Genomic DNA, 25548 nt, shown 5'->3' with positions numbered 1-25548 from the left:
GAGTGGGAGGGAGGCACAGCTCATGGAAGCCCACCGGCTGGATCTGGCCCAGATGTACGCGCGCGGCGAGCAGTCGTTCTCGTTCGAGTTCTTCCCCGCCAAGACCGACGCGGGCGAGAAGTCCCTGTGGGACACGGTGCGTCGGGTCGAGGCCGTCGACCCGACGTTCGTCTCGGTGACCTACGGCGCGGGCGGCTCCTCCCGGGAGCGGACCATCGCCACGACGCACCGGATCGCCGCCCAGACGCGGATGCGCCCCGTGGCGCACCTGACCGCTGTCGGGCACTCCGTGGCCGAGCTGCGGAACATCATCGGCCAGTACGCCGACGCGGGCATCCACGACGTGCTGGCGCTGCGCGGCGACCCGCCCGGCGACCCGCTGGGGGAGTGGCGGCAGCACCCCCAGGGGCTGCGCCACGCCGACGAGCTGGTCGCGCTGGTCGCCTCGCTGGGCCGGTTCAGCATCGGCGTCGCGGCCTTCCCCGAGCGGCACCCGCGCTCGGCCGACTGGGAGAGCGACGTCCGCCGCTTCGTCGCCAAGTGCCGTGCGGGCGCGGACTACGCGATCACCCAGATGTTCTTCCGCGCCGAGGACTACCTGCGGCTGCGCGACCGCGTCGAGGCGGCCGGCTGCGCGACGCCGATCATCCCCGGCATCATGCCGGCGACCAACCACCGGCAGATCCAGCGCTTCGCGGAGCTCAGCAACGCCGCCTTCCCGGCGGACCTGGAGCAGGCCCTGGCACGGGCCACGTCCGACGCCGACGCGCACGCCGTCGGCGTGGAGCACGCGACCCGGCTCGCCGACCGTCTCCTGGCCGAGGGCGCGCCCGGCCTGCACTACATCACCTTGAACAAGGCCGCCGCCGTCCTGGAAATCCATCGCAACCTGCAGTCGAGGAGCAGTCATGTCCCGTCCCGCACCGCGTGACTTCAAGGTCGCCGACCTTTCCCTGGCCGCTTTCGGCCGTAAGGAGATCGAGCTGGCCGAGCACGAGATGCCCGGCCTGATGGCGATCCGCAAGGAGTACGCCGCCGCGCAGCCGCTGGCCGGCGCGCGGATCACCGGCTCGCTGCACATGACCGTGCAGACCGCCGTGCTGATCGAGACGCTGGTCGCGCTCGGCGCCGACGTGCGCTGGTGCTCGTGCAACATCTTCTCCACCCAGGACCACGCCGCGGCGGCCATCGCCGAGGCAGGGATCCCCGTCTTCGCCTGGAAGGGCGAGACGCTGGAGGAGTACTGGTGGTGCACCGAGCAGGCGCTGACCTGGGAGGGCTTCTCCGGCCCCAACATGATCCTGGACGACGGCGGCGACGCGACGCTGCTGGTCCACAAGGGCGTCGAGTACCAGAAGGCCGGCGCCGTCCCGGACCCCGCCACGGCCGAGAACGAGGAGCTGGCCATCGTCCTGAAGCTGCTGCGCTCCAGCAGCCTGAGCTGGGCCGAGGTCGCCTCCGAGATCAAGGGCGTGACCGAGGAGACCACCACGGGTGTGCACCGCCTGTACGAGATGCACCGGGACGGGAACCTGCTGTTCCCGGCGATCAACGTGAACGACGCGGTGACCAAGTCGAAGTTCGACAACAAGTACGGCTGCCGGCACTCGCTGGTGGACGGCATCAACCGGGCCACCGACGTGCTGATCGGCGGCAAGGTCGCCGTGGTCTGCGGCTACGGCGACGTGGGCAAGGGCTGCGCCGAGTCCCTCCGCGGCCAGGGCGCCCGCGTCATCGTCACCGAGATCGACCCGATCTGCGCCCTGCAGGCCGCCATGGACGGCTACCAGGTCACCACGCTCGACGAGGTCGTCGGGATCGCGGACATCTTCGTGACCACGACGGGCAACAAGGACATCATCATGGCCGCGGACATGGCCAAGATGAAGCACCAGGCCATCGTCGGCAACATCGGCCACTTCGACAACGAGATCGACATGGCCGGCCTGGCCAAGATCCCGGGCATCGTCAAGGACGAGGTCAAGCCGCAGGTCCACACCTGGACCTTCGCGGACGGCAAGAAGATCATCGTGCTGTCCGAGGGCCGTCTGCTGAACCTGGGCAACGCGACCGGGCACCCGTCCTTCGTGATGTCCAACTCCTTCGCGGACCAGACCCTGGCCCAGATCGAGCTGTTCACCAAGCCGGAGGAGTACCCGGTCGGGGTCTACACGCTGCCCAAGCACCTGGACGAGAAGGTCGCCCGTCTCCACCTGGACGCCCTCGGGGTGAAGCTCACCACGCTCACCCAGTCGCAGGCCGACTACATCGGCGTCAACGTCGACGGCCCCTACAAGGCCGACCACTACCGCTACTGACACCACCAGGAGTTGGGAGGCAACAGATGACCACGGTCCAGGAGGCGCCCGGTCTGCACGGCCACGTGGCGGAGTTGGAGGCGGTCAAGGAGCAGGCCCGAGCCGAGAAGGAGGGCGCGGCGACCGACGCGCAGCACGCCAAGGGCAAGCTGACCGTCGACGAGCGTCTTGAACTCCTCTTCGACACGGGGACGTTCACCGAGATCGAGCCACTGCGCCGCCATCGGGCCAGCGCCTTCGGAATGGGCCGACGCAAGCCGCACGGGGACGGTGTCGTGATCGGTTGGGGCACCGTCCACGGGCGGCGGGTCTTCGCCTACGCCCACGACTTCCGGGTCTTCGGCGGCGCGCTGGGCGAGGCCCACGCCGAGAAGATCCACAAGGTGATGGACCTGGCCATCGAGACGGGCGCGCCCCTGGTCGGCCTCTGCGACGGCGCGGGCGCCCGGATCCAGGAGGGCGTCACCGCGCTGGCCGGATACGGCGGGATCTTCCGCCGCAACGTGGCGGCCTCCGGGGTGATCCCGCAGATCAGCGTGATCCTCGGACCGTGCGCGGGCGGCGCGGCGTACTCGCCGGCGCTGACCGACTTCGTCTTCATGGTCCGCGACACCGCGCAGATGTTCATCACCGGCCCCGACGTGGTGCGCGCGGTGACCGGCGAGGAGATCACGCACAACGGACTCGGCGGCGCCGACGTCCACGCCGGCACCTCGGGCGTCTCCCACTTCGCCTACACCGACGAGCGCGACTGCCTGGAGGAGGTACGCCATCTGCTGTCCCTCCTCCCGGCCAACAACCAGGAGGAGGCGCCCTTCGAGCCGCCCACCGACGACCCGAAGCGGCCCAACCACAACCTGCTCAGCCTGGTGCCGACGGACCCGTCCCGCTCCTACGACGTCCGCGCCGTCATCGAGGAACTCGTCGACGACGGCGACTACTTCGAGGTGCACGCCGCCTGGGCGCCCAACGTCATCTGCGCCCTGGCCAGGATGGACGGCCAGGCCGTCGGCGTCATCGCCAACCAGCCCGCCGTGATGGCCGGGGTGCTGGACATCCACGCCAGCGAGAAGGCGGCCAGGTTCGTCCAGTTCTGCGACGCCTTCAGCATCCCGCTCATCACGCTGCTCGACGTGCCGGGCTTCCTGCCGGGCGTCGACCAGGAGCACAGCGGGATCATCCGACACGGCGCCAAACTGCTCTACGCGTACTGCAACGCGACCGTCCCGCGGATCCAGCTCATCATGCGCAAGGCGTACGGCGGTGCCTACATCGTCATGGACTCCCGCTCGATCGGCGCCGACCTCTCGTACGCGTGGCCGGCCAACGAGATCGCGGTGATGGGAGCCGAGGGGGCGGCCAACGTGATCTTCCGTCGGGAGATCGCCGCGGCCGAGGACCCGGACGCGGCGCGCACCGCGCGGATCAAGGAGTACCAGCAGGAGCTCATGCATCCGTACTACGCCGCGGAGCGCGGCCTGGTGGACGACGTCATCGATCCGGCGGAGACCCGTTGGACGCTGATCAAGGCGTTGCGGATGCTGCGCACCAAGCGCGTGCTGCTCCCGTCCAAGAAGCACGGCAACCCGCCCGTGTGACAGACCCGCCCGTCTCGGAGGCACCGTCGGAGGCAAAGGGGGAGTGGTGACGACGCAGGGAGCTCAGGAGTTGTTCACGGTGGTCCGGGGAGACCCGGACCCCACCGAACTCGCGGTGATCGCCGCCGTGTTGGCCGGGATGGCGGCCCGCGCCGCCGACGCCGCCGACTCCGCGCGGCCCGGCGGCGGCCGTCGCCGGTCGCGCTGGCTGGCGCAGGATCCGTACCGTGCGCCGGGTTCGTGGGAATGACAGCCGCGCAGTTGACGGGAGGCTGTCAGGAAAGGCAGTGTAAGGAGAGTACGCGTGCGAACTGGTGGGGCTTCCGGGATCATGAGCAACTCATAGAGGGTTCATGACAGGATCACTTCCTCGGGTTCCCCTCCTCCATCCAGAATCGAGCCGTCATCGAGTCGCTACCCACGGTCAGTGGGAGCGACGAACTCCACCCCCGGAGGAGGCTCGGATGGACACGTTGATCGACCGCGAGCTCGAGCTCGCGATGCGCATGTTCGGTCTGGTACTCACCGACACCCACCACGGCCACCCGGCCGCGGGAGAAGTGCTCCTGATCGAGGAGCTCGAGGACTTCCGCGTGGCCACCGCCAAGGGCTGCGGCCCGCCCTGCACCGCCGGTCTGCAGGAGCGGGAGCTGGTTCTTCAGTGACCGCGTCCTCGTCCGAGGGGCGAGGCATTGCCACGGAAGTCCGGGGGCCTCGGCTCCTGGGCTTCCGTGGCCACCTGCGGGCAGAGCATGTCGTGGGGGATGCTGCCTATCTGCTGTCGGAGCGCGGGGTCACCGCGCTCCAGGGTGCGCCCGTTGCGGCGCTGGTCCCATTGCTCGACGGAACCCGGGATCTCGCCTCCGTGCTCGATTCGGTGAGCGCGGAGATTCCGGTCGACGAGGCCGGCCGGGCCATTCGCGAACTGGCCCGGCAGGGACTGATCGCTTTCCGGGCGCGGCCGGTGACTCTGCCGGCCGAGGCCTACTGGGACATGGCGGGACTGGAGGGGCAGGAGACGGTCGACCGGCTCGCCGGCGCGCGGGTGGAACTGCGCTCCGTGGGCGACGCCCCGGTGGACGCCGTCCGCGAGGCCTGCCGGGGAAGCCAGCTCGACCTCGGCCCCTTTCCCGACGGTCACGAGCCGCGCCTGACGCTCGTCATCACCGACGACTACCTGCGCCCCGAGCTGGCCCGGCTCGACCTGGAGCACCGGGCCGCCGGAAGACCGTGGCTGCTCGCCCGGCTGACCGGAGCGCGCGTCTGGATCGGTCCGGTCTTCCGGCCCGACGAGGGCGCCTGCTGGAGCTGCCTCGCGCACCGGCTGCGCGAGCACCGCGCAGCCGAGGCGCCGGTGCGCCGGGCGCTCGGCCTGACCGGACCGGTGGTGCGGCCTGCCGCCCACCTGCCCGTCGGCTACGGCGCCAGCGCCCAGCTGCTCGTCCTCGAGGCGGTCAAGTGGCTTGCCGGGTACCGGCATCCGGGCCAGGAGTCGGTGCTGGAGCTGGACACGCTGACGCTTGCCTCCCGTCATCACGAGACGAGACGCCGCCCGCAGTGCCCGAGCTGCGGCGACCCGGAGCTGATGGCTCGCCAGGCGGCCCGGGGGGTGGACCTGACCTCGCGCCCGAAGGTGTTCCGCGCCTCCGGGGGAGGGCATCGCGCCTGCTCCGCCGAGGATATGAAGAAACGTTTCTCCCATCTGGTCAGTCCCGTCACCGGCGTCGTCCAGGACATCCGTCCGATCGACGGCTGTCCCACGGGTCTGTACAGCTACGCGTCCGGCCGCAACCTCGCGGTGGGCGGCGGGGACCTGCGCGATCTGCGCGCCGGGCTCCGCGGCGGCAGCGGCGGCAAGGGAGCCACGCCGCTGGACGCCGAGGTGAGCGCCCTGTGCGAGGCGGTCGAGCGGTACTCGGCCACGCTCCAGGGCGACGAGCTGCGCGTGCGCGACTCGCTGCGCGGGCTCGGGGAGATCGCGGTCGACCCGCGCGACTGCATGCTCTTCGACCCCCGGCAGTACCGCGGCAGACGGGAGTGGAACCGGCAGTGCTCGGTCTTCCACCACGTGCCCGAGCCCTTCGACGGGGACGCCCCCGTCGACTGGACGCCGGTCTGGTCGCTCACGAGCCGCCGGCAGCGGATGCTGCCGACCGCCATGCTCTACTTCAACCCCGTCCACGAGGGCGTCGCCCCGCCCGCCGGGCGGCACTCGCTGATCGCCTGCTCGAACGGGAACGCGGCGGGCAGCTGCATCGAGGACGCCGTGCTCCAGGGCCTGCTGGAACTGGTCGAGCGCGACGCGGTGGCGCTGTGGTGGTACAACCGGACCCGGCAGCCCGCGGTCAGCCTGGACGCCTACGCCACCGCGTGGACGGACGAGCTGCTCACCACCTACCGCCTGATCGGGCGCCAGGTATGGGCGCTGGACCTGACCTCCGACCTCGGCATCCCCGTCTTCGCGGCGCTCTCGCGCCGGGTGGACAAGCCCGCGCAGGACATCATGCTCGGCTTCGGCGCCCATCTCGACCCCCGCGTGGCGCTCAGTCGCGCGCTGACCGAGATGAACCAGATGCTCCCGGCCGTGGCGGACGTCCAGGCCGACGGCACGGGCTACCGCCTGGACGATCCGGAACTGCTCGCGTGGTGGCGGGAGCAGCGGGTGCACCAGCAGCCCTGGCTGCTGCCCGACCCGGCGGCCCGGCCCACCGGACCGCAGGACCGCCCGTCCCTGGCCGGCCACGACCTGCTGGACGACGTCCAACTGGTCACCGATCGGCTGTCGGAGCAGGGGCTGGAGACCCTCGTCGTCGACCAGACCCGGCCGGACATCGGCCTGCCCGTGGTCAAGGTCGTGGTGCCGGGCCTGCGGCACTTCTGGGCCCGCTTCGCCCCCGGACGCCTCTTCGACGTACCGGTGCGCATGGGGCGGCTCAGTGATCCGACGAAGTATCAGGAACTCAACCCTATACCGGTATTCATCTGACATGAATGTTGCACCACGGTCCGGGCCGCGTACCCTGCTGCTGGGTCTGCTGATATCCGGACGGAGGCGGCGACGGTGACCAGTGCCATCGATCGGCTGATCATCCAGTCACGACTGGAGGAGCCGGACCTTCCGGGCGGCGAGCCCGAGGACCCGAGCATCGTCGTCCTCGGCAACCTCGAACGGGTCGCGCCGCCTCGCTGGGCCGCCAGCAGTCTCGTCCCGACCGTGGTCACCTGCTACCTGATCATGGGCGTGACCAACCTGGTCTTCTACGGGCTGACGCGCGACCAGATCATCATCGGCGGCTTCTGCTTCCTCGGCATCGCCGCGCTCCAGGTGCTCCACTCGGACCCGCGCCTGGAGCGCTGGCGGCGGCTGGCCTTCCCGTACAGCCTGGTGCTCCAGGCGCTCTTCACCTACCTGCCCCCGTTCGCTTTCGGGATCTGGTGGGGCGGGATGTCCGGCTTCCTCATCGCGAGCGCGCTGCTCCTGCTGTCGCCGCGGCTGGGGTGGGCGGTCTTCGGCGGTGTCGTCGGGGCGACGCTGTTCAGCGGCGTGGTCGATCACTGGACCACCGACTACACGGTCTACATGACCATCTCGATCATCGTGACCGGCCTCGTGGTCTGGGGCCTGACCCGGCTCTCCCTGCTGGTCGTGCAGATCCAGGCGACCCAGGGGGAGCTGGCGCGCGTCGCGGTCGTGCGGGAGAGGCTGCGTTTCGCCAGAGACCTGCACGACCTGCTCGGCTACAGCCTCTCCACCATCGTGCTCAAGAGCGAGCTCACCAAGCGCCTGGTGGACGGCAGTCCGGCCGACGCGCTGACCGAGCTGGACGACATCCTGCTGGTCTCCCGCCAGGCCCTCACCGACGTACGGGCGGTCTCGCGCGGCTACCGGGAGATGTCGCTGTTCGAGGAGGCGGAGGCGGCCCGCTCGGTGCTCGAGGCGGCCGGCATCCGCGCGGACGTCGACCTGACGGTCCGCCCGCCGCGCGGGCATCTGGACACCATCCTGGCCACGGTGCTGCGCGAGGCCATCACCAACCTGCTCCGGCACAGCAAGGCCGAGAGTTGCGTGATCGCGGCCCGGGCCGAGGGCGACCGGATCCGGCTGACCATCGCCAACGACGGCGTCACCCGCAGCGACGCGCCGCGCGGCAGCGGGCTGCAGAACCTGACGGCCCGCCTGGCCCAGGTCGACGGACGGCTCAGCTGGTCGGTCGAGGACGACGGCTGGTTCGTGCTGTGCGCGGTCGCCAAGCTCCCGCCCGTCGCGGAGGAGTAGGGCCTCGGCCCGCCCGTGGCGGCAGGCGCTACAGCCAGCCGTCCTCGCGGGCTATGCGGATGGCGTCGAGGCGGTTGCGGGCCCCGAGCTTGGTGACGATCGCGGTGAGGTAGTTCCGTACCGTGCCGACGGACAGGAACAGCGTGGAGGCGATCTCCGCCGCGTCGGCGCCCCCGGCCGCCAGCCGGAGGACCTCCGTCTCACGGTCCGTCAGCGGCCCCTCGACGCTGTCGAAGGCCACCAGGGCGAGCTGCGGGTCGAGCACCCGCTCACCCGCGGCGACTCTTCGGACGGCCTCGGCGAGCAGGGCCGGGGGAGCGTCCTTGAGCAGGAAGCCGGAGACCTGCGCGGCGAGCGCGCGGCGCAGGGTGCCGGCCTTGCCCATGCTGGTGAGGATGAGCGTGCGGCAGCTCGGCAGCTCCTGGTGGAGCAGGGCCGCGACGTGCAGTCCGTCGAGGCCGGGCAGGCCCACGTCGAGCACCGCCACCTCGGGCTTGCACTCGAGCGCGGCGGGGACCACCTCGTCGCCCCGCTCGACCTCGGCCACGATCCGGAAGTCCGGTTCCAGGCGCAGCAGCGCGGCCAGTGCGCCGCGGACCATGTGCATGTCCTCGGCCAGCAGGATACGCACCATCGACTCCCCCAAGTCCCAGCCCGGATCAGCAGGCACATGTTACCCGTTGTCGGGTCCATGGTCACCGTTTGTATCGGCGCGCTGACAGGTTTGCAGAAACCTTTCAGCTACTGATCCGTAAGGGAAGTCCGCCGGCGGTCAACCCTCGGCGGCGGCGCCCTCCGCCTCGGCGAAGGCGAGCAGCTCCTCGGAGCTCCAGGAGAGCCGGCCGGCGCGCAGGTCGGCGATCACCGCGTCGAGCCAGGCCAGCTGGGCCGAGGTGGTCACCCGCTGGTACTCCGTCTCCAGCATGGTGACGCGGGGCAGCCGGTGCTCCGCCTCGACGCTCATGATCGCGTCGATCTCGCGCAGGGAGGCGCGCAGGGTCTCGGCCCGCTCGGAGAAGACCTTGAGCGTGTCCTCCGGGGTCAGCATGACCAGGAACGACAGCGCCGCGGGGAACTCCGGGTACTCCTGTTTGGGCTTGGCGAGCATCTCCAGCAGCCAGCCGCGGGTGGCCCGGCGGCCCTCCTCGGTGACCTCGTAGACGGTCCGCTCCGGGTACTGCTGGTCGCGCTCCGTCTCGCGCACCTCGATCAGGCCCGCCGCGAGCAGCCGCTCGATGGTCCGGTACAGGCTCGCGCGCTGGCTGACGTTGACGACCTGGTCCTTGCCCCACTGCTTGATGAGCCGCTGGATCCCGTACGGGTGCAGCGGCTGGTAGTGCAGCAGGGACAGGACGGTCAGCGAGAGGGGCGAGCTCTTGACTGAGCTGGCCGGATTGGTCGGGCTGGTCATGCGGACATCCTACTCCTCGAGTCAGTCTCAAGGGCACTAGTTGACGAGAGACTAGTAACAGTGCAACTATCAATGTGTCGGCGGGAACGCCGGACCGGGCGGCCGGAGGGCCGGATCGCCCGCCCTTGTCAGTCGCACCTCCCGGAAGGAACTCACGATGAGCCAGGACAACTTCGCCGAGGACAGCACCGCCCCCGCCGGCACGGAGCGCATCCACGTCGACCACACGGTCACCAAGCGCCTGGGCAACTGGACCAGCGCCGACACCTTCGAGATCAAGGCGCGCGGCGGGAGCGTCGTGGTGGACCTGCGCTCGCCGAACATCCCCGCCCAGATCGAGGTCCGGGTGGAGATGCAGCGGGCCATGGTCAAGCTCCTGGTCCCGGAGGACGCCGCGATCGACCACTGGGGTCTCCAGTGGTCCGGCAAGGGCAAGGTCAAGGACGGCCAGGCCCCGACCGGCGGGACCAGCCGGACGATCCGCCTGGTGGGCACCGCCGCCAACAGTGAGATCCGCGTGCACCGCGGCGGCGTGGCGATGGTCTCCGCGATGATGAGCCGCGAGTACTTCGACGACCTGCGTCGTGCCCGCAAGGAGGGCCGGCTCCCCGTCATCGACGACCCGACCCGCGACCCCTGGGCGGACCCGCACGGCAAGGCCGGGGCCTGACCGGCAGATTCCGTATCGCCAGGGTCGTACGCGATCGACCTGAGTCGTACCCGACCCGACCTCGGGCGCCGTCCCCCACCATGGGCGGCGCCCGACGACCCCACCAGGGACTCGTTCGTGGACCGGCCTGCCACCCCCGCTGCCGCCGGTCCCCTGAGGGTGCTCCCGCGGCCCACCGGCCGCGCGGTGCACCCTCTGTCCGCGAACGGGCCCTGATCTTCCGGCCGGCTCTCGGCCCGTGAGGTGCCGCCCCAGCGTCGCGCGACCGCGCGACGAGGCGGATGAGAGACCGTGCGGGGGTTCCATGCGCTGTGACGCGCCGTGCTCTGCGCCGTCATCGGACGGCCGAGGGGAGAAGCAGATGGATCTCGGGCTCAGTGACAAGAGGGTTCTGGTGACCGGCGCCAGCCGCGGCATCGGCCGCGCCACGGCGCTCGCCTTCGCCGCCGAGGGGGCCAAGGTCGCCATCACCTACCACTCCGCTGAGGCGGAGGCCAAGGCCGTGGTGCAGGAACTCGGCGGCGAGGAGCGCGCCTTCGCGCAGCGGATGGACCTGGCCGACCCGGACTCGGTCGCCGCGGCCGTCGCGGGCGTGGAGGCCCGCTGGGGCGGCGTCGACGTCGTGATCGCCAACGCGCAGACCTGGGTGTGGATGAACCCGGACGAGATGCCGCCGTTCCAGGACTTCCCGATGGACTACTGGCTCACCCGCTACCGGGAGAACGTCGAGGGCCACATCTGGACGGTCCGTCAGGCGCTCGGCGGCATGCGCGAGCGCGGCTGGGGCCGGATCGTCCTGCTCTCCTCGGTCACCGCCACCCACGGCAACCCCGGTTCGGAGATCTACAGCGCCGCCAAGGCGTCGCTGCACGGCTTCGTCCGCGGCCTGATGTGGACCCGCGACGGCGTGCTGGCCAATGTCGTGGCCCCCGGTGGCACGCTGACCACGGAGAACATCGACTCCGTCGACCCCGACCTGCTGAAGAAGGCGACCGCCGAGACCCCGAGCGGGCGGCTCACCACCGCCGACGAGGTGGCCAAGCTGATCGTCTTCCTGGGCTCCGCGGCCAACGGCAACACCAACGGCCAGGTGATCTTCCCGGCCGGCGGGCGCTGAGGTGTTCCGCGACGAGCTGCTGGAGGCGGCCGGGCCCGTCCTGGACGAGGTGCGTGCGCACCCGTTCTGGGCGGGCCTCCGCTCTGGTGCGCTGGCGCCCGAGCGGCTGCGGCGCTTCACCACCCAGGACACCTGGCACCTGGTCCCGGCCTACGCGCGGGCCCTGGCCCGCGCCGCCTCGACGGCGGCGGTCCCGAGCCACGGCGAACTGCTGGCCGGGGCCGCCTCGGCCACCTTCGTCTCCGCGCGCCGGATGGTCGGGGAACTCGACATCCTGGAACGGGAGTTGAAGGAGCACGGGGCGGCCGGCGGCGGGGGCGGCGAGCCGACCGCGGCCCCGGCGACCGCCGCGCATGTCGCCTACCTCACCGAGGCCGGGGCGCAGCCCTTCCCGCGGGCGGCGGTCGGGCTGCTGCCGATGACCTGGTTCCACCAGTTCGTCTGCCGCGACCTGGTCCGCGACGGGGTGCATCCGGCCACGGTCTACGCAGGCTGGGTGGGTCGCTACTGCCCGGAGGAGGGGTTCCACTCCTACGTCTCGGCCTATCTCGACCTGGTGGAGGACTGTGCACGATCGGTCGCCGCGAGGGAGCGGGGCGGGCTGATCGAACAGTTCCTGACAGGTGCACATCATGAGCTGGCATTCGTCAAGGCCGCCTGGGGAGGTGAAACCGCAGCTCCCGCCGCTGTTCCACGGCTTCTCTAGTAAGAGGCGACCAGGGCACAGCAGCGTCTCTCGGGCATCGCCACGTTCGAGAGAAGGAGCAACGATATGGCCGAATCCAGCCGCTCGGCTGCCCAGCCGGCTGCTGCCCCGGTGCGGAGGCCCGCGCTGGGCCGGTTCGCGCTCGCCCTCGGCCTGACCATGCTGGTCGCCTTCGGGGCGCCCGCGGTGGCCTGCGCCGACGGGGGACATCAGTACTACCTGGACTGCTCCGCTGGCCACGACACCGCCGCGGGCACCTCGCCGTCGACGGCGTGGGGCACGCTCGCCAAGGCGGACTCGGTGGTCTTCCAGCCGGGCGACCAGCTGCTGATCAAGCGCGGCACCCGCTGCACCGGCGTGCTGTCCCCGCAGGGCTCAGGCACGGCGGGCAGTCCGATCAGGATCGACGCCTACGGCAGCGGGGCCAAGCCCGGCATCGACGGCGCCGGGGCCCCGGCCACCGTGGTGCTGAAGAACGTCCAGCAGTGGGAGGTGCGCAACCTGGACGTCACGGACACCACCACGCCGGACGGCACGCCGCGCATCGGCGTCTACGTGCTGCTGAGCGACTACGGCACCGGCCACCACTACGTGCTGGACAACCTGTCCGTGCACGACATCACCGGCGCCGACGCCACCGGCCCGACCAACGACGACAGCGCCGGCATCCTGGTCAAGGCGACCGGCAACACCACCGCGACCACGTTCGACGACGTCAACATCTCCGGGGACACCGTCTCCGGGACCGACGGCTACGGCATCGCCACCTCGTCGACCTGGTCCTACCGCACGCCGTACTTCACCGACGGCACCAACCACTACGTCCCGTTCACCCACGTCTACATCGGCTGGAACACGCTGACGAACAGCGGCGGCGACGGCATCGCCGTGCAGAACCTCGCCAGCCCGCTGATCGAGCACAACACCGTCTCCGGCTTCGGTCTGCGGGCCACCGCCTTCCACGCCGGGGTCTGGGCGTGGAACTCCGACTCGCCGGTCATGCAGTACAACAACGTGTCGGGCGGCGCGGCCTCCCCGCCGGCCATGGCCTTCGACATCGACGGCGCCGACACCAACGTGCTCTACCAGTACAACTACAGCCACGACAACTACGGCGGCTTCCTGGCCATGTGCGACGTGCCGGGCGAGCAGACCATCGGGGCGACGGTCCGCTACAACGTCAGCGAGAACGACCACGACGCCTCCGTCGGCTCGACGACCGTCGCGGTCATCTCCAACGGCTGCGGTCTGACCGAGCCGGGCATCAGCGTCTACAACAACGTCGTCTACGCGCCGACGGCGGGCGCGCTGCTCGGCAACTTCGGCCAGACGAACGTGAACTACAGCAACAACATCTTCGTCGGCAAGCCCGGCGGGTCGAGCTTCTCGGACCCGGTCAGCACCTTCTCCAACAACGTGTACGTCAACGTGGGCGCCGCGCCGAGCGACGACCACCACGCCGTCACCACCGCCACGCCCGGGTTCGTGGGCGCGGGCAGCGGCCCGAACGGCTACCAGCTGGCCTGCGGCTCGCCCGCGCTCAAGGCCGGGGCCGTGATCGCCGGCAACGGGGGCAAGGACTACTACGGCAACCCGATCCCCGGTACGTCGCCCAACATCGGCGTGTACCAGGGCGCCTGCAAGTCCGGCTCGTGAGACCGACGCGGTCGGGGGGCACCCTCCAGGGCCCCTCGACCGCGTCCCCAGTCCCCGCGACCAGACTTTCGACGGTCACAGCCGTCAGAGCCGTCCAAGCCGTCAGAGGAGAACCGCAATGCAGATAGGGGTCGCCCTGCCGACCGGCGTGCCCGGCGCGGACGGGAGCCGGCTGATCGAGTTCGCGCGACGCGCGGACCGGCTCGGCTTCCACAGCCTCACCGTCACCGACCGGGTCGTCTACGACAGCTACGACAGCATCGTCTCGCTCGCGGCCGCGGCCGGCGCCACCGAGCGCATCGAGCTGGTGACCGCGATCCTGCTCGCCGCGACCCGGCCGAGCAACGTGGAGCTGGCCAAGCAGCTCGCCAGCCTGGACCGGCTCTCCGGCGGACGCCTGGTCGTCGGCGTCTCCTCCGGCATGCGCGAGGACGACTACGCGGCCACCGGCACCGACTTCCACAGCCGTGGCCGCCGCCTGGACGAGGCGCTGGTCGAGCTCCAGGAGATCTGGGCGGGCAAGGGCCCCGTCCCCGGCGTCGGACCGCGTCCCGTCAACGGGACCATCCCGATCTGGGGCGGCGGGCACTCGCCGGCCGGTCTGCGCCGCGCCGCGCGCCATGGCATCGGCTGGATCTCCCCGGGCGGTCCGCCGCACAAGTTCTCCGAGCTGGTCGCCAACTTCCGCACCCTGTGGGACGAGGAGGGCCGCACCGGCACCCCGCGCATGGGTGCCAACTGCTACGTCGCGCTCGGCCCGAACGGCGCCGAGGAAGCGAAGAAGCACATGCTCAGCTACTACGCCTTCATGGGGCAGATGGCCGAGCACCTGGCCAAGGGCGCGATCACCGAGCCCGAGCAGCTGCGACAGGTCGTCGACATCTACGAGGCGAACGGCTGCGACGAGATCTTCCTCCTCTCCGTCACCGACGATCCGGACCACCTCGACCGCATCGCGGACGTGGTCCTCAAGTGAAGGGTCGGGCCATGCGGATCATCGTGATCGGCGGCGGCATCGGCGGGCTGGCGCTCGCCCAGGGCCTGCGCCGGGCCGGCGTCGGGGAGGTCGCGGTCTACGAGCGCGACGCCTCGGCCCGGGGCCGGATGCAGGGCTACCGGCTGCGCGTCTCGCCCGACGGCGAGCGCGCGCTGCGCGAGGTGCTGCCCAAGCCGCTCCAGGACCTGGTCGCCGCCAGCTCCAACTACCGCCGCGAGGGCGCGCTGGCGGCCTACGACGAGAAGCTGGAGCCGCTGTGGGCGCCCAGCTTCACCGACCCCCGCGGCGACTCCCCGGACAAGATCGACGCCGTCGACCGGGCCACGCTGCGCCGGATCCTGCTGGCGGGTCTTGCCGACACCGTCCAGTTCGGCCGCCGCTTCACCCGCTTCGAGCAGCGCGGCGAGCGCGTCGTCGCGCACTTCGAGGACGGCGGCACCGACGAGGGCGACCTGTTGATCGCCGCCGACGGCGCCAACTCCCAGGTCCGGGCCCAGCTGCGTCCGAGCGACGCGGCCGTGGACATGGGCGTGCGCGGCATCCTGGCCCGCACCCCGCGCGCCAAGGCCGTCGAGGCCGGGCTGCCGGAGCTGCTCCGGGACCGGTTCGTCTACGTCATCGGCAACGACGGGCAGCACCTGGGCCTGATGCCGATGGTCTTCCGCGAGGACCCGCAGGAGGCCTCCGCGCGGCTGTGGCCGGGGCTGCGCTTCGAGCCGAGCGCGGACTACTACATGTCCGTCTTCAGCGTGCACCAGGACCAACTGGGCATCCCCGACGAGGAGTTCTTCGCCATGACCGGCGAGGAGCTGCGCGAGCTGGCGCTCAAGCGGACCGCGGCCTGGCACCCGGAGCTGCGCGGGATCTTCGCCCATGCGGAGCCCGAGGAGGTCCACCCGGTCGGGCTGCGCACCACCGTCCCGGTGGTGCCCTGGGAGAACGGCCGGATCGTCCCGCTCGGCGACGCCGTCCACACCATGCCGCCCACCGGCGGCGTCGGCGCCAACACGGCCCTGCGCGACGCCGCGGTGCTGACCCGCGAGCTGGCCCGGGTGGAGCGCGGCGAGGTCTCGCTCACCGAGGCGGTGACGGCCTACCAGACGGAGATGGTCGGCTACGCCACCGAGGCGGTCCAGATGTCGCTGAAGATCGCCAAGTGGTCGCTCCAGGTGGACCTCGCCGAGGGCCAGACCCCGACCCACGTCTCCAGCGTCTGACCGTTCCGAATCGTCGACCCGATGGGAGATCCTCGATGACCCGCTCCGCGGAGCGCCACGCCGTCGTCGTCGGAGCGGGGATCGGCGGGCTCGCCGCCGCGCTCGGGCTCCACCGGGCCGGCTGGCGGGTCACCGTCCTGGAGCGGGCCGCGCGCCTGCGCGAACAGGGCGCGGGGATCTCCCTGCTGAGCAACGGCCGCCGCGCCCTGGACCACCTGGGCCTCGGCCCGCGCATCGAAGCCCTCTCCGCCCGGATGGCCCCGGGCGGGGAGGGCCTGCGCACGCGTGGCGGTCGGCGGCTCCAGCGTCCCGCCGACCCGTCCTTCCTGGCCGGGCACGGCCTGTTCATCTCCGTCCTGACCCGCCCGCAGCTGCACACCACGCTGCACGAGGCGCTGCCGGCCGAGGCGGTGCTGACCGGCGCCGAGGTCGTCCACGTCGCCGCGCTCGCCGCGGGCGGCGCCGAGGTGCGCACCCGCGACGGCCGGATCCTCCAGGCCGACGTGGTGGTCGCCGCCGACGGCGCGTACAGCGCCACCCGGGCGCAGCTGTGGCCGCAGCTGCCGCCGCCGCGCTACAGCGGCCACAGCGTCTGGCGCGGCATCGCCGAGGGCGTCGACCCCACGACCGAGCCCGGCGGCAGCAGTTGGGGACGCGGCCTGGAGTTCGGCCGGATGCCGCTGACGGACCGCCGCGTCTACTGGTTCGCCGTCGCCAACACCCCCGAGGGCCACCGCTTCCCCGACGAGTACGCCGAGGTCCGCCGCCGCTTCGGCCGCTGGCACGACCCGATCCCGGCCCTGCTCGCCGCGACCCCGCCCGAGCGGGTGCTGCGCCACGACGTCTTCGAGCTCGCCGAGCCGCTGCCGAGCTTCGTCCGCGGCCCGATCGCCCTGCTGGGCGACGCCGCCCACGCGATGACCTCGGACCTCGGCCAGGGCGCCTGCCAGGCCCTGGAGGACGCGGTCGTACTGGCCGACCTGCTGGCCGAGGCGGCCGTCGACCCCGAGGCCGACCCGGCCGAGGCGCTGGCCCGCTACGACGAGCTGCGCCGCCCGCGCGCCCAGGGCATCGCCGTGGCGTCGCGCCGCATGGGCGAGACCAAGCTGACCGAGCGCCGCCTCGAACTGCTCCGCCGCAACCTGCGGCTGCGCCTGCTGCCCCCCTCCGCGGGCCAGGAGGGCATGGCCATGGTCGGCGACTGGCAGCCCCCGGTCACGGCCTCGCGTTTCGAGAGAGGAGCCGTTTCGTGATCCTTGTCATCGGCGCCACCGGCACCATCGGCCGCCCCCTGGTCGGCCGCCTGCTCCGGGACGGCCACCGGGTGCGGGCGTTCACCCGGGACGCCTCGCGGCTGATGCCCGCCCTCGGCCTCGAGTTCGCCTCAGGAGACCTCGACCGCCCGGAGACGCTCGTCCCCGCGCTGGACGGGGTCCATGCCGTCTTCGTACTCTCCTCCGGCCCCGACGCGCTCACGCAGGAGCTGGCCGTGGCCGAGCTCGTCGCCGCCGCCGGCGTCCGTCGCGTCGTCAAGCTCTCGTCCGTCGCCGCGATCGAGCCCGCGGCGGGCGGCTACGGCATGGACCACGCGAAGGCGGAGGCCGCCTTCGCCGCGGCCGTCCCGGAGTTCACCGCGCTGCGGCCGTCCGGCTTCATGACCAACATCCTCCAGTGGCAGTCCACGATCGCCGCGTCCGGCACGGTCTACCAGTGCCACGGCGACATCCCGCGCGCCGTCGTGGCCCCCGCCGACGTCGCCGAGGCGGCGGCGGTCTGCCTCACCCGGGCCGGTCTCCACGGCCGCCCCTACCAGCTGACCGGGCCGGAGGCGCTGACCTCGCCCCAGCTCGTCGCCCGCGTCTCCGCCGCGCTCGGCCGCCCGCTGCGCTACGTCGAGACGGCCCCCCGCGACGCCGCCGCCGGCATGATCGGCGCGGGCCTGCCGCCGGCCTTCGCCCAGGCCCTCCTCGACGCCCTCGCCGCCCCCGAGCCGACCCGCGGCGGCCGCCCCACCCTCGCCGTCCGCCACCTCACCGGCCACCCGGCGACCAGCTTCGACACCTGGCTGTCGCGCAACATCAGCGCCTTCCGCTCGGTTGTGCCGGCCCGTTAGGGGCGTGCTGCGACAGCAGGAAGCCGGGCACCTTCCCCTTCTGGGGTCGGCGCCCGGCTTCTGCGTTGCCTCACTCTCCCCAGGCGACCATCAGCTCGTGCACGCCGTAGAAGACCTTGTCCTCGCCGGTCGGCACCTCCGCTGCCGGGACCGCCAGACGCAAGTCGGGAAAGCGGCGCAGCAGCGTGGTGAAGGCGATCTTCATCTCCACGCGCGCCAACTGCGCGCCCAGGCACTGGTGCACGCCGTGCCCGAAGGCCATGTGCGCGGTCTCGGCGCGGAGCAGGTCGAGGCGCTCCGCGTCCGGGTAGACCTCCGGGTCGCGGTTGGCGGCGGCCAGGGAGACGACGATGGTCTCGCCGGCCGGGATGACCCGGTCGCCGATCCGGGTCTCCTCGCGTGCCGTGCGCGTCAGCCCGAACTGCACGATCGTCAGGTAGCGCAGCAGCTCCTCGATCGCGTTGTCCATCAGGCTCTCGTCGGCGCGCAGCTTGGCCGTCTGCTCGGGGTGCTCCAGCAGCGCGAACGCGCCGAGGCCGAGCATGTTGGCGGTGGTCTCCAGGCCGGCGATCAGCAGCAGCACGCTGATGCTGACGACCTCCTCGTCGGTCAGCGGACGCTCGTCGTCCAGCAGCAGGCCGCTGATGATGTCGTCCTGCGGGTCCGCCCGCTTCGCCGCGACCAGCGCGCCGAGCTTGCCGACGATGACCGAGCCGGCCTCGCGCAGCTCCTCCTCCGGGGTGGCCAGGGTGAGCGCGGCGATGACCCAGCGGTGGTACTCCTCCTGGTCCTCCTCCGGGATGCCCAGCATCTCGGTGATGACCCGGGTCGGGATCGCCTGCGCGAACCAGCGCACCAGGTCCGCGGGGGAGCCGGACGCGGCCATGCCGTCGAGCTGCTCGTCGACGATCTGCTGGATCCGCGGGCTCAGCTCGCGCGAGCGCTTGCGGGTGAAGTGGCGGCTGACCAGCCGCCGGTAGCGGGACTGCTCGGGCGGGTCCATCGCCGAGAACATGCCCGGCGGCACCTGGAGCTCCTCCGCCGGCAGCGGGAGGTCGACGTTGGGCGTCACCTGGATCAACGGCGGGGAGAACGCCGGGTCGGTCAGCACCGCCCTGGCGTCCTCGTGCCGGGTGACCAGCCAGCCCACCCGGCCGCCGGGCAGTCGCAGCCGGCTCCACGGGCGCTCCTCGCGCAGCACCGCGTACTCGTGCGGCGGGTCCAGCGGGCACTGCCGGCGCGACGGCATCACCATCGGGTCCGGCAGCTCCGCCGCCGACAGGCCCTGCACGACCTCCGCGGTCACGGCTGGACCGGCCGGTACTCGAGCAGGGCGATGTCACCGGCCACGGGCTCGTTGGCCAGGGTGAACCCGGCCGCGCCGGCGATCCGGTCCCACTCGGCGAGGCTTCGCTCGCGACCGCCGAGGACGGAGAGCGACTCGACGTCGATCAGCTTGCCGATGTCCCACTGGCCCGCGCCGCGCAGCAGGTTCTCCACGATCAGCAGGCGCGCGTCCGCGTCGTCGCCGATCGCCTCGCGGATCCGGCGCAGGATCAGCTCGGCCTTGTCGTTGTCCCAGTTGTGCAGCGTGTGCTTGATGAAGTACGCGTCGCAGCCCGAGGGCACTGCGGTGAAGAAGTCGGTCGGCACGATCTCGACCCGGTCCAGCAGACCGGCCTCCTCGAACAGCGGCTTGGCCTCGGCGACGGTGTGCTCCTGGTCCGCGAGGACGCCCGTCGTGCCGGGGTTGTTCCGCAGCAGGTCGACCAGGAAGTGGCCGCGGCCGCCGCCCACGTCGGCGATCTTGTGGAAGCGGCCGAAGTCGAAGCCTTCGAAGACGGCGTCGGTGCCCGGGTAGCTGTTCTGCTGCATGGCGCGGTCGAAGACGGCGCCGCTGGCCGGGTTGGCCTTGGTGTACTCGTAGAAGGTCGTGTCGAAGGCGGCCTTGAACGCCGGCTCGCCGGTGCGCAGCGCGTGCGCCACGTTCTCGTAGGGCCGCCACAGCATCGGGTCCGAGGTGAACAGGAACATGTCCCGGATGCCGTCCTGCGCGCCGTCGACCAGGCCGGCGGAGCGCTCGGTCAGCTCGAACCGGCCGTCCTCGCGCTCGGCCAGTACGCCGGCCGCGGCCACCGCGCGCAGCACCCGGTACAGCGGGTCCTCCTGGGTGCCGGTCGCCGTGGCGATCTCCGCGGCGGTCCGCGGCCCGTCGGCGAGGGCGTCGAACGCGCGCACCTCCACCAGGCCGCGCAGCGCGCCGATGGCCCACTTGGCATAGAGGAAGCCCAGCACTTGCTTCTGCGGCGGCAGCCCGATGTCGAACCAGCCGGCCGTGCCCTGGGGAGCAGCGGGGGTGCGCTCCTGTGCAGTCATCGACGTCCACCTCTCTGCGGGCCTTCATCTGCGGGCCTTCGTCATCGACAGGGTCGGGCGCTCGCCTCGAACCCCGGTGGGACGCCGCTTTGACGGCGCTGGAGGCGGGGCCGGGCCTGCCCGGTTCCGGCGCCCGGCCGGCGGGCTCCGGGCGGGCGTCCCTCCGACCTTCGGCGGGGCGCCCCCGGCCTACCGGCCCCCGCCCCGGCCGGCGGATCCGCGGGTGGCGCGGTCGGCCGGACTCAAGCAGGCCCCTAGCCCCGGTCCAGCCCGTTTCGACGCCCAGCCCCCATGCTCGCCGCGCCGAAACGACTGAGGGAGACGCTGATGTGTGGCATCGCCGGGTGGGTCGACTTCGAGCGGGACCTCACAGGTGAGCGGACCGTGCTGGAGGCGATGACCCGCACGCTCGCCAACCGGGGGGTGGACGACCGCGGCGTCTGGCTGGCCGGCCACGCGGCGCTCGGGCACACCCGCACCGCGATCATCGACATCGCCGACGGCACGCAGCCTTTCGTCGCCGAGGAGGACGGGGCCGTGCGCGCGGTGCTCGTCTACAACGGCGAGGTCTACAACTTCAAGCAGCTGCGCAGCGAGCTGGAGGCGCGCGGGCACCGCTTCCGCACCCGCAGCGACTCCGAGGTGGTGCTGCGCTCCTACCTGGAGTGGGGCGCCGACTGCGCGCAGCGGCTCGAGGGCATCTTCGCCTTCGCCGTGTGGGACGTGCGCAGCCAGGAGCTGCTGCTGGTCCGCGACCGGCTCGGCGTGAAGCCGCTGTTCTTCTCCCAGCCGCCCGGCGGCGCCCTGCTCTTCGGCTCGGAGCCGAAGGCCCTGCTGGCCCACCCGGCGGTCAGCCCGGTCGTGGACGCCGACGGTCTGCGGGAGATGTTCGCCGTCGCCAAGAAGCCCGGCCAGGCCGTCTTCCGCGACATGCGCGAGCTGCCGCCGGGCCACTCGCTGACGGTGTCCCGCACCGGCACGGTCCGCCGCCGCTACTGGGCGCTGACCGCGCGCGAGCACACAGACGACCTGAAGACCACCGTCGGCACCGTGCGCGAGCTGCTCGACGACATCGTGCTGCGGGAGCTGGTCGCGGACGTGCCGCTGTGCAGCGCGCTCTCCGGCGGCGTGGACTCCAGCGGCATCACGGCGCTCGCCGCGCGCTGGCGCTGGCGGCTGGAGGGGCAGCGGATCCGCACCTTCGTCACCACCTTCGACGAGTACGCGGAGAAGTTCCGCCCCGACGACGTGCGCTTCGCGCCGGACGAGCCGTTCGCGATCGAGGTCGCCGAGCACGTGAAGTCGGACCACATCAACATCCGGCTCAGCCCCAAGGACCTGATGGACCCGGAGACCCGGCTCAAGGTGCTGCTGGCCCAGGACGCCCCGACCACGCTCGGGGACATGGACACCTCCAACTACCTCACCTCGCAGGAGATCCGCACCCACTCCACGGTCGCGCTGGTCGGCGAGGTGGCCGACGAGATCTTCGGCGGCTACAACTGGATGTTCAACCCGGAGACCGTGGGCGCCAAGGCGTTCCCGTGGGTGGCCCACGAGGCGCTGCAGCCGAGCTCGCTCAACGGTCAGGGCCGCGGCCTGTTCGACCTGGGCCTGCTGGAGCGGGTCGACATGGCCGGCTACTACAACGAGACGTTCCACGAGGCCGCCGCCGAGGCCCCGCACCAGGAGGGCGAGAGCCCCGAGGAGCGGCGCATGCGCGAGATCGGCTACCTGACGCTGACCCGCTGGCTGCCGATGCTGCTGGACCGCGGCGACCGCCTGTCGATGGCCCACGGGCTGGAGTTGCGCGTCCCCTACGGCGACCACCGGCTGGTCGAGTACCTCTACAACACCCCGTGGGCCATGAAGACCTTCGACGGCCGGGAGAAGTCGATCCTGCGCGCGGCGGTCGGGGAGCTGCTGCCGAAGTCCGTGCTGGAGCGGAAGAAGAGCCCGTGGCCGGTCACCCAGGACCCGGAGTACCTGCGGATGCTGCACACCGAGCTGGCCGCGCTGCTGGATGACCGGAACGCGCCCATGCAGCCCTACCTGAACCACGAGGCGGCGCGGGCGATGCTGGCGCAGCCCGCGGAGTCCAACGACTGGCCGATCCGGATGCACATCGAAACTGCGTTGCAGTTCAACGCCTGGCTGACGCACTATCAAGTGCAGATCGACGTCTGAGAGTTCGAGCCTCGACGCGGAAGACCGCGGGGCTCGAGCGTTGTTCGAGCCCCCCTCGACCCCTTGCCACTTCCATTGGCAGGTGACTGTCGCCGCCTCGTGGCAGGAGGCCAGAAAAGCCCGTCCGACGATCGTTTTCGGCCACGGGCCAGTACCGCCGGCTGCCGTCGGCGGGGCCAGACCTGCCGTCCCCAACCGACCCGCGTCCTATGAGGTGGAAGATTGTGACGCTGACCATTGAAGCCCGGGGCCTGACCAAGCGCTTCGGGAAGAAGACCGCCCTCGACGGCCTGTCCCTCGAGGTCGAGTCCGGCCAGGTGGTGGCTGTACTCGGCCCCAACGGCGCCGGCAAGACGACCTTTGTCCGTTCCGTGTCCACGCTGATCCGCCCCGAAGAGGGCGAGCTGAAGGTCTGCGGTTACGACGTCCGGCGCGAGGCGGAGTCGGTCCGCCGGGTCATCGGGCTGGCCGGCCAGTACGCGGCCGTCGACCAGGCGCTCAGCGGCCGGGAGAACCTGGTCCTGGTCGCCCGGCTCTTCGGCCAGTCGGCCAAGCAGGCCAAGGCGAACGCCGAGGCCGTGCTGGAGCTGTTCGGCCTGGTGGAGGCCGCGGACCGGCTGGTGCGCACCTACTCCGGCGGTATGCGGCGCAAGCTCGACCTGGGCGCCAGCCTGGTCAGCCAGCCCCGGCTGCTGATCCTGGACGAGCCGACCACCGGTCTCGACCCGCGCAGCCGCCTGGACCTGTGGGACGCCATCGAGGCGCTGGTGGAGCGCGGCACCGACGTGCTGCTCACCACCCAGTACCTGGACGAGGCCGACCGGCTGGCCCGGAACATCGTCATCATCGACCAGGGCCGCACGGTCGCCTCCGGCACTCCGGCCGAGCTCAAGCGCCGGATCGGCGGCAAGATCCTCGAGGTGCACGTGCGCGACCGCGCGCACATCCCGCTGGTGGCCCAGGCGCTGACCCGCGAGGGCGTCGCGGCGCCCGAGATCGACGAGGCGACCCGCCGCATCAGCGTCGGGGCCGACGACGGCGCCGCGCAGTGGCTGATCGACGGCCTGACCGCGGTGCGCGACTCGGGCGCCGTGCTGGCCGACATCGCGGTCCGCGAGCCGAGCCTGGACGAGGTCTTCCTCGCCCTGACCGGCCAGAAGACCTCCTCCGCCGAGTCGGTCGGCACCGCCACCCTCGAGACGGCCTGAGCAGGAGAACCACGACATGACTACCTTGACGCCCACCATCCGCACCGGCCGCGCCGGCATCGTGACGGGGACGGGCCTGCTCGCCAAGCGCACCACGGTCACCTTCCTGCGCCGTCCCGAGCTGGTCGTGCTCTCCCTGGTGCAGATGTCCGCCATCATGCTGACGTTCCGCTTCATCTTCGGCGGCGCGATCGGCACCGCCCACGGCCTGCCCTACGTCGACTTCTCCGTCCCCGGCTTCATCACCGCCGGTGTGCTGTTCCAGACCCTGGGCACGGCCATCGGCATCGCCGAGGACATGGAGCAGGGCTTCATCGACCGGCTCCGCTCGATGCCCTTCTCCACCGCGGCGATGCTGACCGGCCGCGTCGTGGCGGACACCGGCATCCTGGCGATCGTCCTCGCGGTCACCACCGCCGTCGGCTTCGCCGTCGGTTTCCGCCTCCAGGCGTCGGTCCTCGGCGGCCTTGAGGCGTTCGGTCTCTGCCTGGTCTTCGGTCTCGCCTTCAGCTGGCTGTTCATCGCGGTCGGCCTGCTGGCCGGCAACGTGAAGGCGGCGCAGGGCGTCTCCATGATCGTCTTCATCGTCACCTTCGCGTCCAGCGCCTACGTGCCGACCCAGACCATGCCGGGCTGGCTGCGCGCCTTCGCGGAGAACCAGCCGGTCACGGCCATGGCCAACGCGGTCCGCTCGCTGACCCTGGGCAGCCACTCGCAGGCCTTCCTCGGCCACGGCCCCGGCTACTTCGTGATCCGCTCGCTGTTCTGGGCGGGCGGGATCCTGGTCGCCTTCTCCGTCATCTCCGTCGCGAAGTTCCGCCGCGCCGCGGGCTGACGCCGCACAAGGCTCCACCGCCGGCCCCGCTCCCGTCCTTCCGTCGGGGCGGGGCCGGTTCCTTTCCCACACGCTCCAATCCCTGCAAGCTCCGTCACGTCCCGAAGGGAACTCCCGCCATGACGAGTGTCGAACCCGGCACCGAGCCGGGCCCCGAGGCCGAGCTCGATCCGCGGATCGTGCACGCCCAGGCCGTGTACACGCGCGGCAAGCTCGCCATCTACGACAAGTGGGTGCTCGGCGTCTTCTGCCCGGTGGTGTGGCGCTGCCCGCCGAGCGTGATGCGCCGTCTCTACGACGAGGAGGTGGGCCGCCGCCACCTCGACATCGGCCCCGGTACCGGCTACTTCGTCGACAAGGCGAAGTTCCCGGCGAACCCGGAGATCACCCTGCTCGACCTCAGTCGCGAGTGCCTGGACATGTCCGCCCGGGTCCTCGCCCGCTACCAGCCGAAGACCTGCCAGGCCAACCTGATGGAGCCGCTGCCGCTGCCGTCCGGCCACTTCGACTCCGCGGCGATGAACCTGGTCTTCCACACCATCCCCGGCGGCTGGGAGGGCAAGGGCATCATCCTCAAGCACGTGGCCGAGACGCTGCGTCCCGGCGGGGTGCTCTTCGGCACCTCCGTGCTCGCCGAGGGCGTGCCGATGAACAAGCTGACCCGGAACATGCTCCTGGAGCAGCACAAGCGCGGCAACTTCCAGAACCAGGGCGACGACCCGGCCGGTCTGGAGCGCCAGCTGAAGAAGTACTTCCCCGAGGTGACCGTCCGGATCCGCGGCGCCGTCGCGGTCTTCCGCGCCGTCGCCGGCTGAGCAGCCGACGCAGGGAACGGCGAGGGCCCCCACCGCCTGGTGGGGGCC

23 protein-coding genes are annotated in these 25548 nt (G+C 71.6%); 19 read left to right on the top strand and 4 right to left on the bottom strand.

All coding sequences use genetic code 11. The annotated features are described in order from the left end of the window. Positions 1-22: 22 nt before the first annotated feature. From metF to TR50_RS36490, 7 genes are all read left to right on the top strand, one after another. The gene (gene metF, locus TR50_RS36520) at positions 23-931 is read left to right on the top strand and encodes a methylenetetrahydrofolate reductase [NAD(P)H] (protein WP_063775217.1); all 909 of its coding nucleotides are present in this window, start codon (positions 23-25) and stop codon (positions 929-931) included. Next, complete coding sequence (gene ahcY / locus TR50_RS36515; protein WP_042432571.1) at positions 909-2318, top strand: adenosylhomocysteinase; 1410 nt, start codon at positions 909-911, stop codon at positions 2316-2318. Before metF ends, ahcY begins: the two co-directional genes overlap by 23 nt. A gap of 26 nt (positions 2319-2344) precedes the next feature. Then, positions 2345-3916 carry an acyl-CoA carboxylase subunit beta gene (locus TR50_RS36510; protein WP_042432565.1) on the top strand — a complete coding sequence of 524 codons (1572 nt, stop codon included), beginning with the start codon at positions 2345-2347 and terminating at the stop codon, positions 3914-3916. A gap of 46 nt (positions 3917-3962) precedes the next feature. Next, positions 3963-4166, top strand: coding sequence for an acyl-CoA carboxylase subunit epsilon (locus TR50_RS36505; protein ID WP_160311251.1), 204 nt, complete (start codon positions 3963-3965; stop codon positions 4164-4166). Between the two features lie 214 nt (positions 4167-4380). Beyond that, entirely contained in the window at positions 4381-4581 is a 201-nt protein-coding gene (locus TR50_RS36500) for a hypothetical protein (protein WP_042432558.1), read from the top strand. Further along, positions 4578-6902 carry a TOMM precursor leader peptide-binding protein gene (locus TR50_RS36495; RefSeq protein WP_042432556.1) on the top strand — a complete coding sequence of 775 codons (2325 nt, stop codon included), beginning with the start codon at positions 4578-4580 and terminating at the stop codon, positions 6900-6902. Before TR50_RS36500 ends, TR50_RS36495 begins: the two co-directional genes overlap by 4 nt. Before the next feature lie 75 nt (positions 6903-6977). After that, entirely contained in the window at positions 6978-8192 is a 1215-nt protein-coding gene (locus TR50_RS36490; protein WP_042432553.1) for a sensor histidine kinase, read from the top strand. Between the two features lie 28 nt (positions 8193-8220). Here the strand turns inward: TR50_RS36490 and TR50_RS36485 are convergent, their stop codons facing one another. Next, on the bottom strand, positions 8221-8826 hold the full coding sequence (locus TR50_RS36485) for a response regulator transcription factor (RefSeq protein ID WP_042432550.1): 606 nt from the start codon (positions 8824-8826) through the stop codon (positions 8221-8223). Between the two features lie 138 nt (positions 8827-8964). Next, a complete protein-coding gene (locus TR50_RS36480; RefSeq protein ID WP_042432547.1) occupies positions 8965-9603 on the bottom strand; it encodes a PadR family transcriptional regulator in 639 nt (212 codons plus the stop codon). Between the two features lie 157 nt (positions 9604-9760). Between TR50_RS36480 and TR50_RS36475 the strand changes: the two genes are divergently transcribed. From TR50_RS36475 to TR50_RS36440, 8 genes are all read left to right on the top strand, one after another. Beyond that, the gene (locus TR50_RS36475; RefSeq protein ID WP_042432543.1) at positions 9761-10273 is read left to right on the top strand and encodes a hypothetical protein; all 513 of its coding nucleotides are present in this window, start codon (positions 9761-9763) and stop codon (positions 10271-10273) included. Between the two features lie 361 nt (positions 10274-10634). Continuing rightward, positions 10635-11390, top strand: coding sequence for an SDR family NAD(P)-dependent oxidoreductase (locus TR50_RS36470; RefSeq protein ID WP_042367784.1), 756 nt, complete (start codon positions 10635-10637; stop codon positions 11388-11390). A gap of 1 nt (position 11391) precedes the next feature. After that, positions 11392-12096: a TenA family protein gene (locus tag TR50_RS36465; protein WP_042432540.1), complete on the top strand. Its 705-nt coding sequence runs from the start codon at positions 11392-11394 to the stop codon at positions 12094-12096. A 66-nt stretch (positions 12097-12162) separates the two neighbouring features. Further along, positions 12163-13752 carry a right-handed parallel beta-helix repeat-containing protein gene (locus TR50_RS36460; RefSeq protein ID WP_042432537.1) on the top strand — a complete coding sequence of 530 codons (1590 nt, stop codon included), beginning with the start codon at positions 12163-12165 and terminating at the stop codon, positions 13750-13752. A gap of 118 nt (positions 13753-13870) precedes the next feature. Continuing rightward, positions 13871-14728 (top strand): LLM class flavin-dependent oxidoreductase, encoded by an 858-nt coding sequence (locus tag TR50_RS36455; protein ID WP_042432534.1) that lies wholly within the window; start codon positions 13871-13873, stop codon positions 14726-14728. Between the two features lie 11 nt (positions 14729-14739). Then, positions 14740-15966: an FAD-dependent oxidoreductase gene (locus tag TR50_RS36450; protein WP_042432533.1), complete on the top strand. Its 1227-nt coding sequence runs from the start codon at positions 14740-14742 to the stop codon at positions 15964-15966. Between the two features lie 35 nt (positions 15967-16001). Then, complete coding sequence (locus TR50_RS36445) at positions 16002-17219, top strand: FAD-dependent monooxygenase (protein WP_042432531.1); 1218 nt, start codon at positions 16002-16004, stop codon at positions 17217-17219. Beyond that, complete coding sequence (locus tag TR50_RS36440) at positions 17216-18079, top strand: NAD(P)H-binding protein (RefSeq protein WP_042432528.1); 864 nt, start codon at positions 17216-17218, stop codon at positions 18077-18079. The genes TR50_RS36445 and TR50_RS36440 overlap by 4 nt, the downstream gene beginning before the upstream one ends. Before the next feature lie 70 nt (positions 18080-18149). Here the strand turns inward: TR50_RS36440 and TR50_RS36435 are convergent, their stop codons facing one another. Beyond that, complete coding sequence (locus TR50_RS36435) at positions 18150-19385, bottom strand: cytochrome P450 (RefSeq protein WP_236654741.1); 1236 nt, start codon at positions 19383-19385, stop codon at positions 18150-18152. Next, complete coding sequence (locus TR50_RS36430; RefSeq protein ID WP_052441751.1) at positions 19382-20455, bottom strand: ArsR family transcriptional regulator; 1074 nt, start codon at positions 20453-20455, stop codon at positions 19382-19384. Before TR50_RS36430 ends, TR50_RS36435 begins: the two co-directional genes overlap by 4 nt. A gap of 327 nt (positions 20456-20782) precedes the next feature. On the opposite strand from TR50_RS36430, the gene asnB reads away from it, so the two are divergent. From asnB to TR50_RS36410, 4 genes are all read left to right on the top strand, one after another. Continuing rightward, the gene (gene asnB / locus TR50_RS36425; RefSeq protein WP_042432525.1) at positions 20783-22642 is read left to right on the top strand and encodes an asparagine synthase (glutamine-hydrolyzing); all 1860 of its coding nucleotides are present in this window, start codon (positions 20783-20785) and stop codon (positions 22640-22642) included. A gap of 224 nt (positions 22643-22866) precedes the next feature. Continuing rightward, positions 22867-23850: an ATP-binding cassette domain-containing protein gene (locus TR50_RS36420; protein WP_236654740.1), complete on the top strand. Its 984-nt coding sequence runs from the start codon at positions 22867-22869 to the stop codon at positions 23848-23850. 16 nt (positions 23851-23866) lie between these two features. Beyond that, positions 23867-24685 (top strand): ABC transporter permease, encoded by an 819-nt coding sequence (locus TR50_RS36415; RefSeq protein ID WP_042432518.1) that lies wholly within the window; start codon positions 23867-23869, stop codon positions 24683-24685. 119 nt (positions 24686-24804) lie between these two features. Next, positions 24805-25500: a class I SAM-dependent methyltransferase gene (locus tag TR50_RS36410; RefSeq protein ID WP_052441750.1), complete on the top strand. Its 696-nt coding sequence runs from the start codon at positions 24805-24807 to the stop codon at positions 25498-25500. Positions 25501-25548 lie beyond the last annotated feature (48 nt).

It is taken from the genome of Streptacidiphilus anmyonensis (assembly GCF_000787855.1).
GTDB classification, from domain to species: Bacteria; Actinomycetota; Actinomycetes; order Streptomycetales; family Streptomycetaceae; genus Streptacidiphilus; species Streptacidiphilus anmyonensis.
This window is presented reverse-complemented; position numbering and strand designations above follow the sequence as displayed.

What these genes read in the sequence shown, in the direction of transcription:
- TR50_RS36480 (WP_042432547.1), bottom strand. Translation starts at nt 9,603, where the DNA reads ATGACCAGCCCGACCAATCCGGCCAGCTCAGTCAAGAGCTCGCCCCTC.
- TR50_RS36410 (WP_052441750.1), top strand. Translation starts at nt 24,805, where the DNA reads ATGACGAGTGTCGAACCCGGCACCGAGCCGGGCCCCGAGGCCGAGCTC.
- asnB (WP_042432525.1), top strand. Translation starts at nt 20,783, where the DNA reads ATGTGTGGCATCGCCGGGTGGGTCGACTTCGAGCGGGACCTCACAGGT.
- TR50_RS36460 (WP_042432537.1), top strand. Translation starts at nt 12,163, where the DNA reads ATGGCCGAATCCAGCCGCTCGGCTGCCCAGCCGGCTGCTGCCCCGGTG.
- TR50_RS36455 (WP_042432534.1), top strand. Translation starts at nt 13,871, where the DNA reads ATGCAGATAGGGGTCGCCCTGCCGACCGGCGTGCCCGGCGCGGACGGG.
- TR50_RS36475 (WP_042432543.1), top strand. Translation starts at nt 9,761, where the DNA reads ATGAGCCAGGACAACTTCGCCGAGGACAGCACCGCCCCCGCCGGCACG.
- ahcY (WP_042432571.1), top strand. Translation starts at nt 909, where the DNA reads ATGTCCCGTCCCGCACCGCGTGACTTCAAGGTCGCCGACCTTTCCCTG.
- TR50_RS36415 (WP_042432518.1), top strand. Translation starts at nt 23,867, where the DNA reads ATGACTACCTTGACGCCCACCATCCGCACCGGCCGCGCCGGCATCGTG.
- TR50_RS36500 (WP_042432558.1), top strand. Translation starts at nt 4,381, where the DNA reads ATGGACACGTTGATCGACCGCGAGCTCGAGCTCGCGATGCGCATGTTC.
- TR50_RS36485 (WP_042432550.1), bottom strand. Translation starts at nt 8,826, where the DNA reads ATGGTGCGTATCCTGCTGGCCGAGGACATGCACATGGTCCGCGGCGCA.
- TR50_RS36450 (WP_042432533.1), top strand. Translation starts at nt 14,740, where the DNA reads ATGCGGATCATCGTGATCGGCGGCGGCATCGGCGGGCTGGCGCTCGCC.
- metF (WP_063775217.1), top strand. Translation starts at nt 23, where the DNA reads ATGGAAGCCCACCGGCTGGATCTGGCCCAGATGTACGCGCGCGGCGAG.
- TR50_RS36430 (WP_052441751.1), bottom strand. Translation starts at nt 20,455, where the DNA reads ATGACTGCACAGGAGCGCACCCCCGCTGCTCCCCAGGGCACGGCCGGC.
- TR50_RS36510 (WP_042432565.1), top strand. Translation starts at nt 2,345, where the DNA reads ATGACCACGGTCCAGGAGGCGCCCGGTCTGCACGGCCACGTGGCGGAG.
- TR50_RS36445 (WP_042432531.1), top strand. Translation starts at nt 16,002, where the DNA reads ATGACCCGCTCCGCGGAGCGCCACGCCGTCGTCGTCGGAGCGGGGATC.
- TR50_RS36470 (WP_042367784.1), top strand. Translation starts at nt 10,635, where the DNA reads ATGGATCTCGGGCTCAGTGACAAGAGGGTTCTGGTGACCGGCGCCAGC.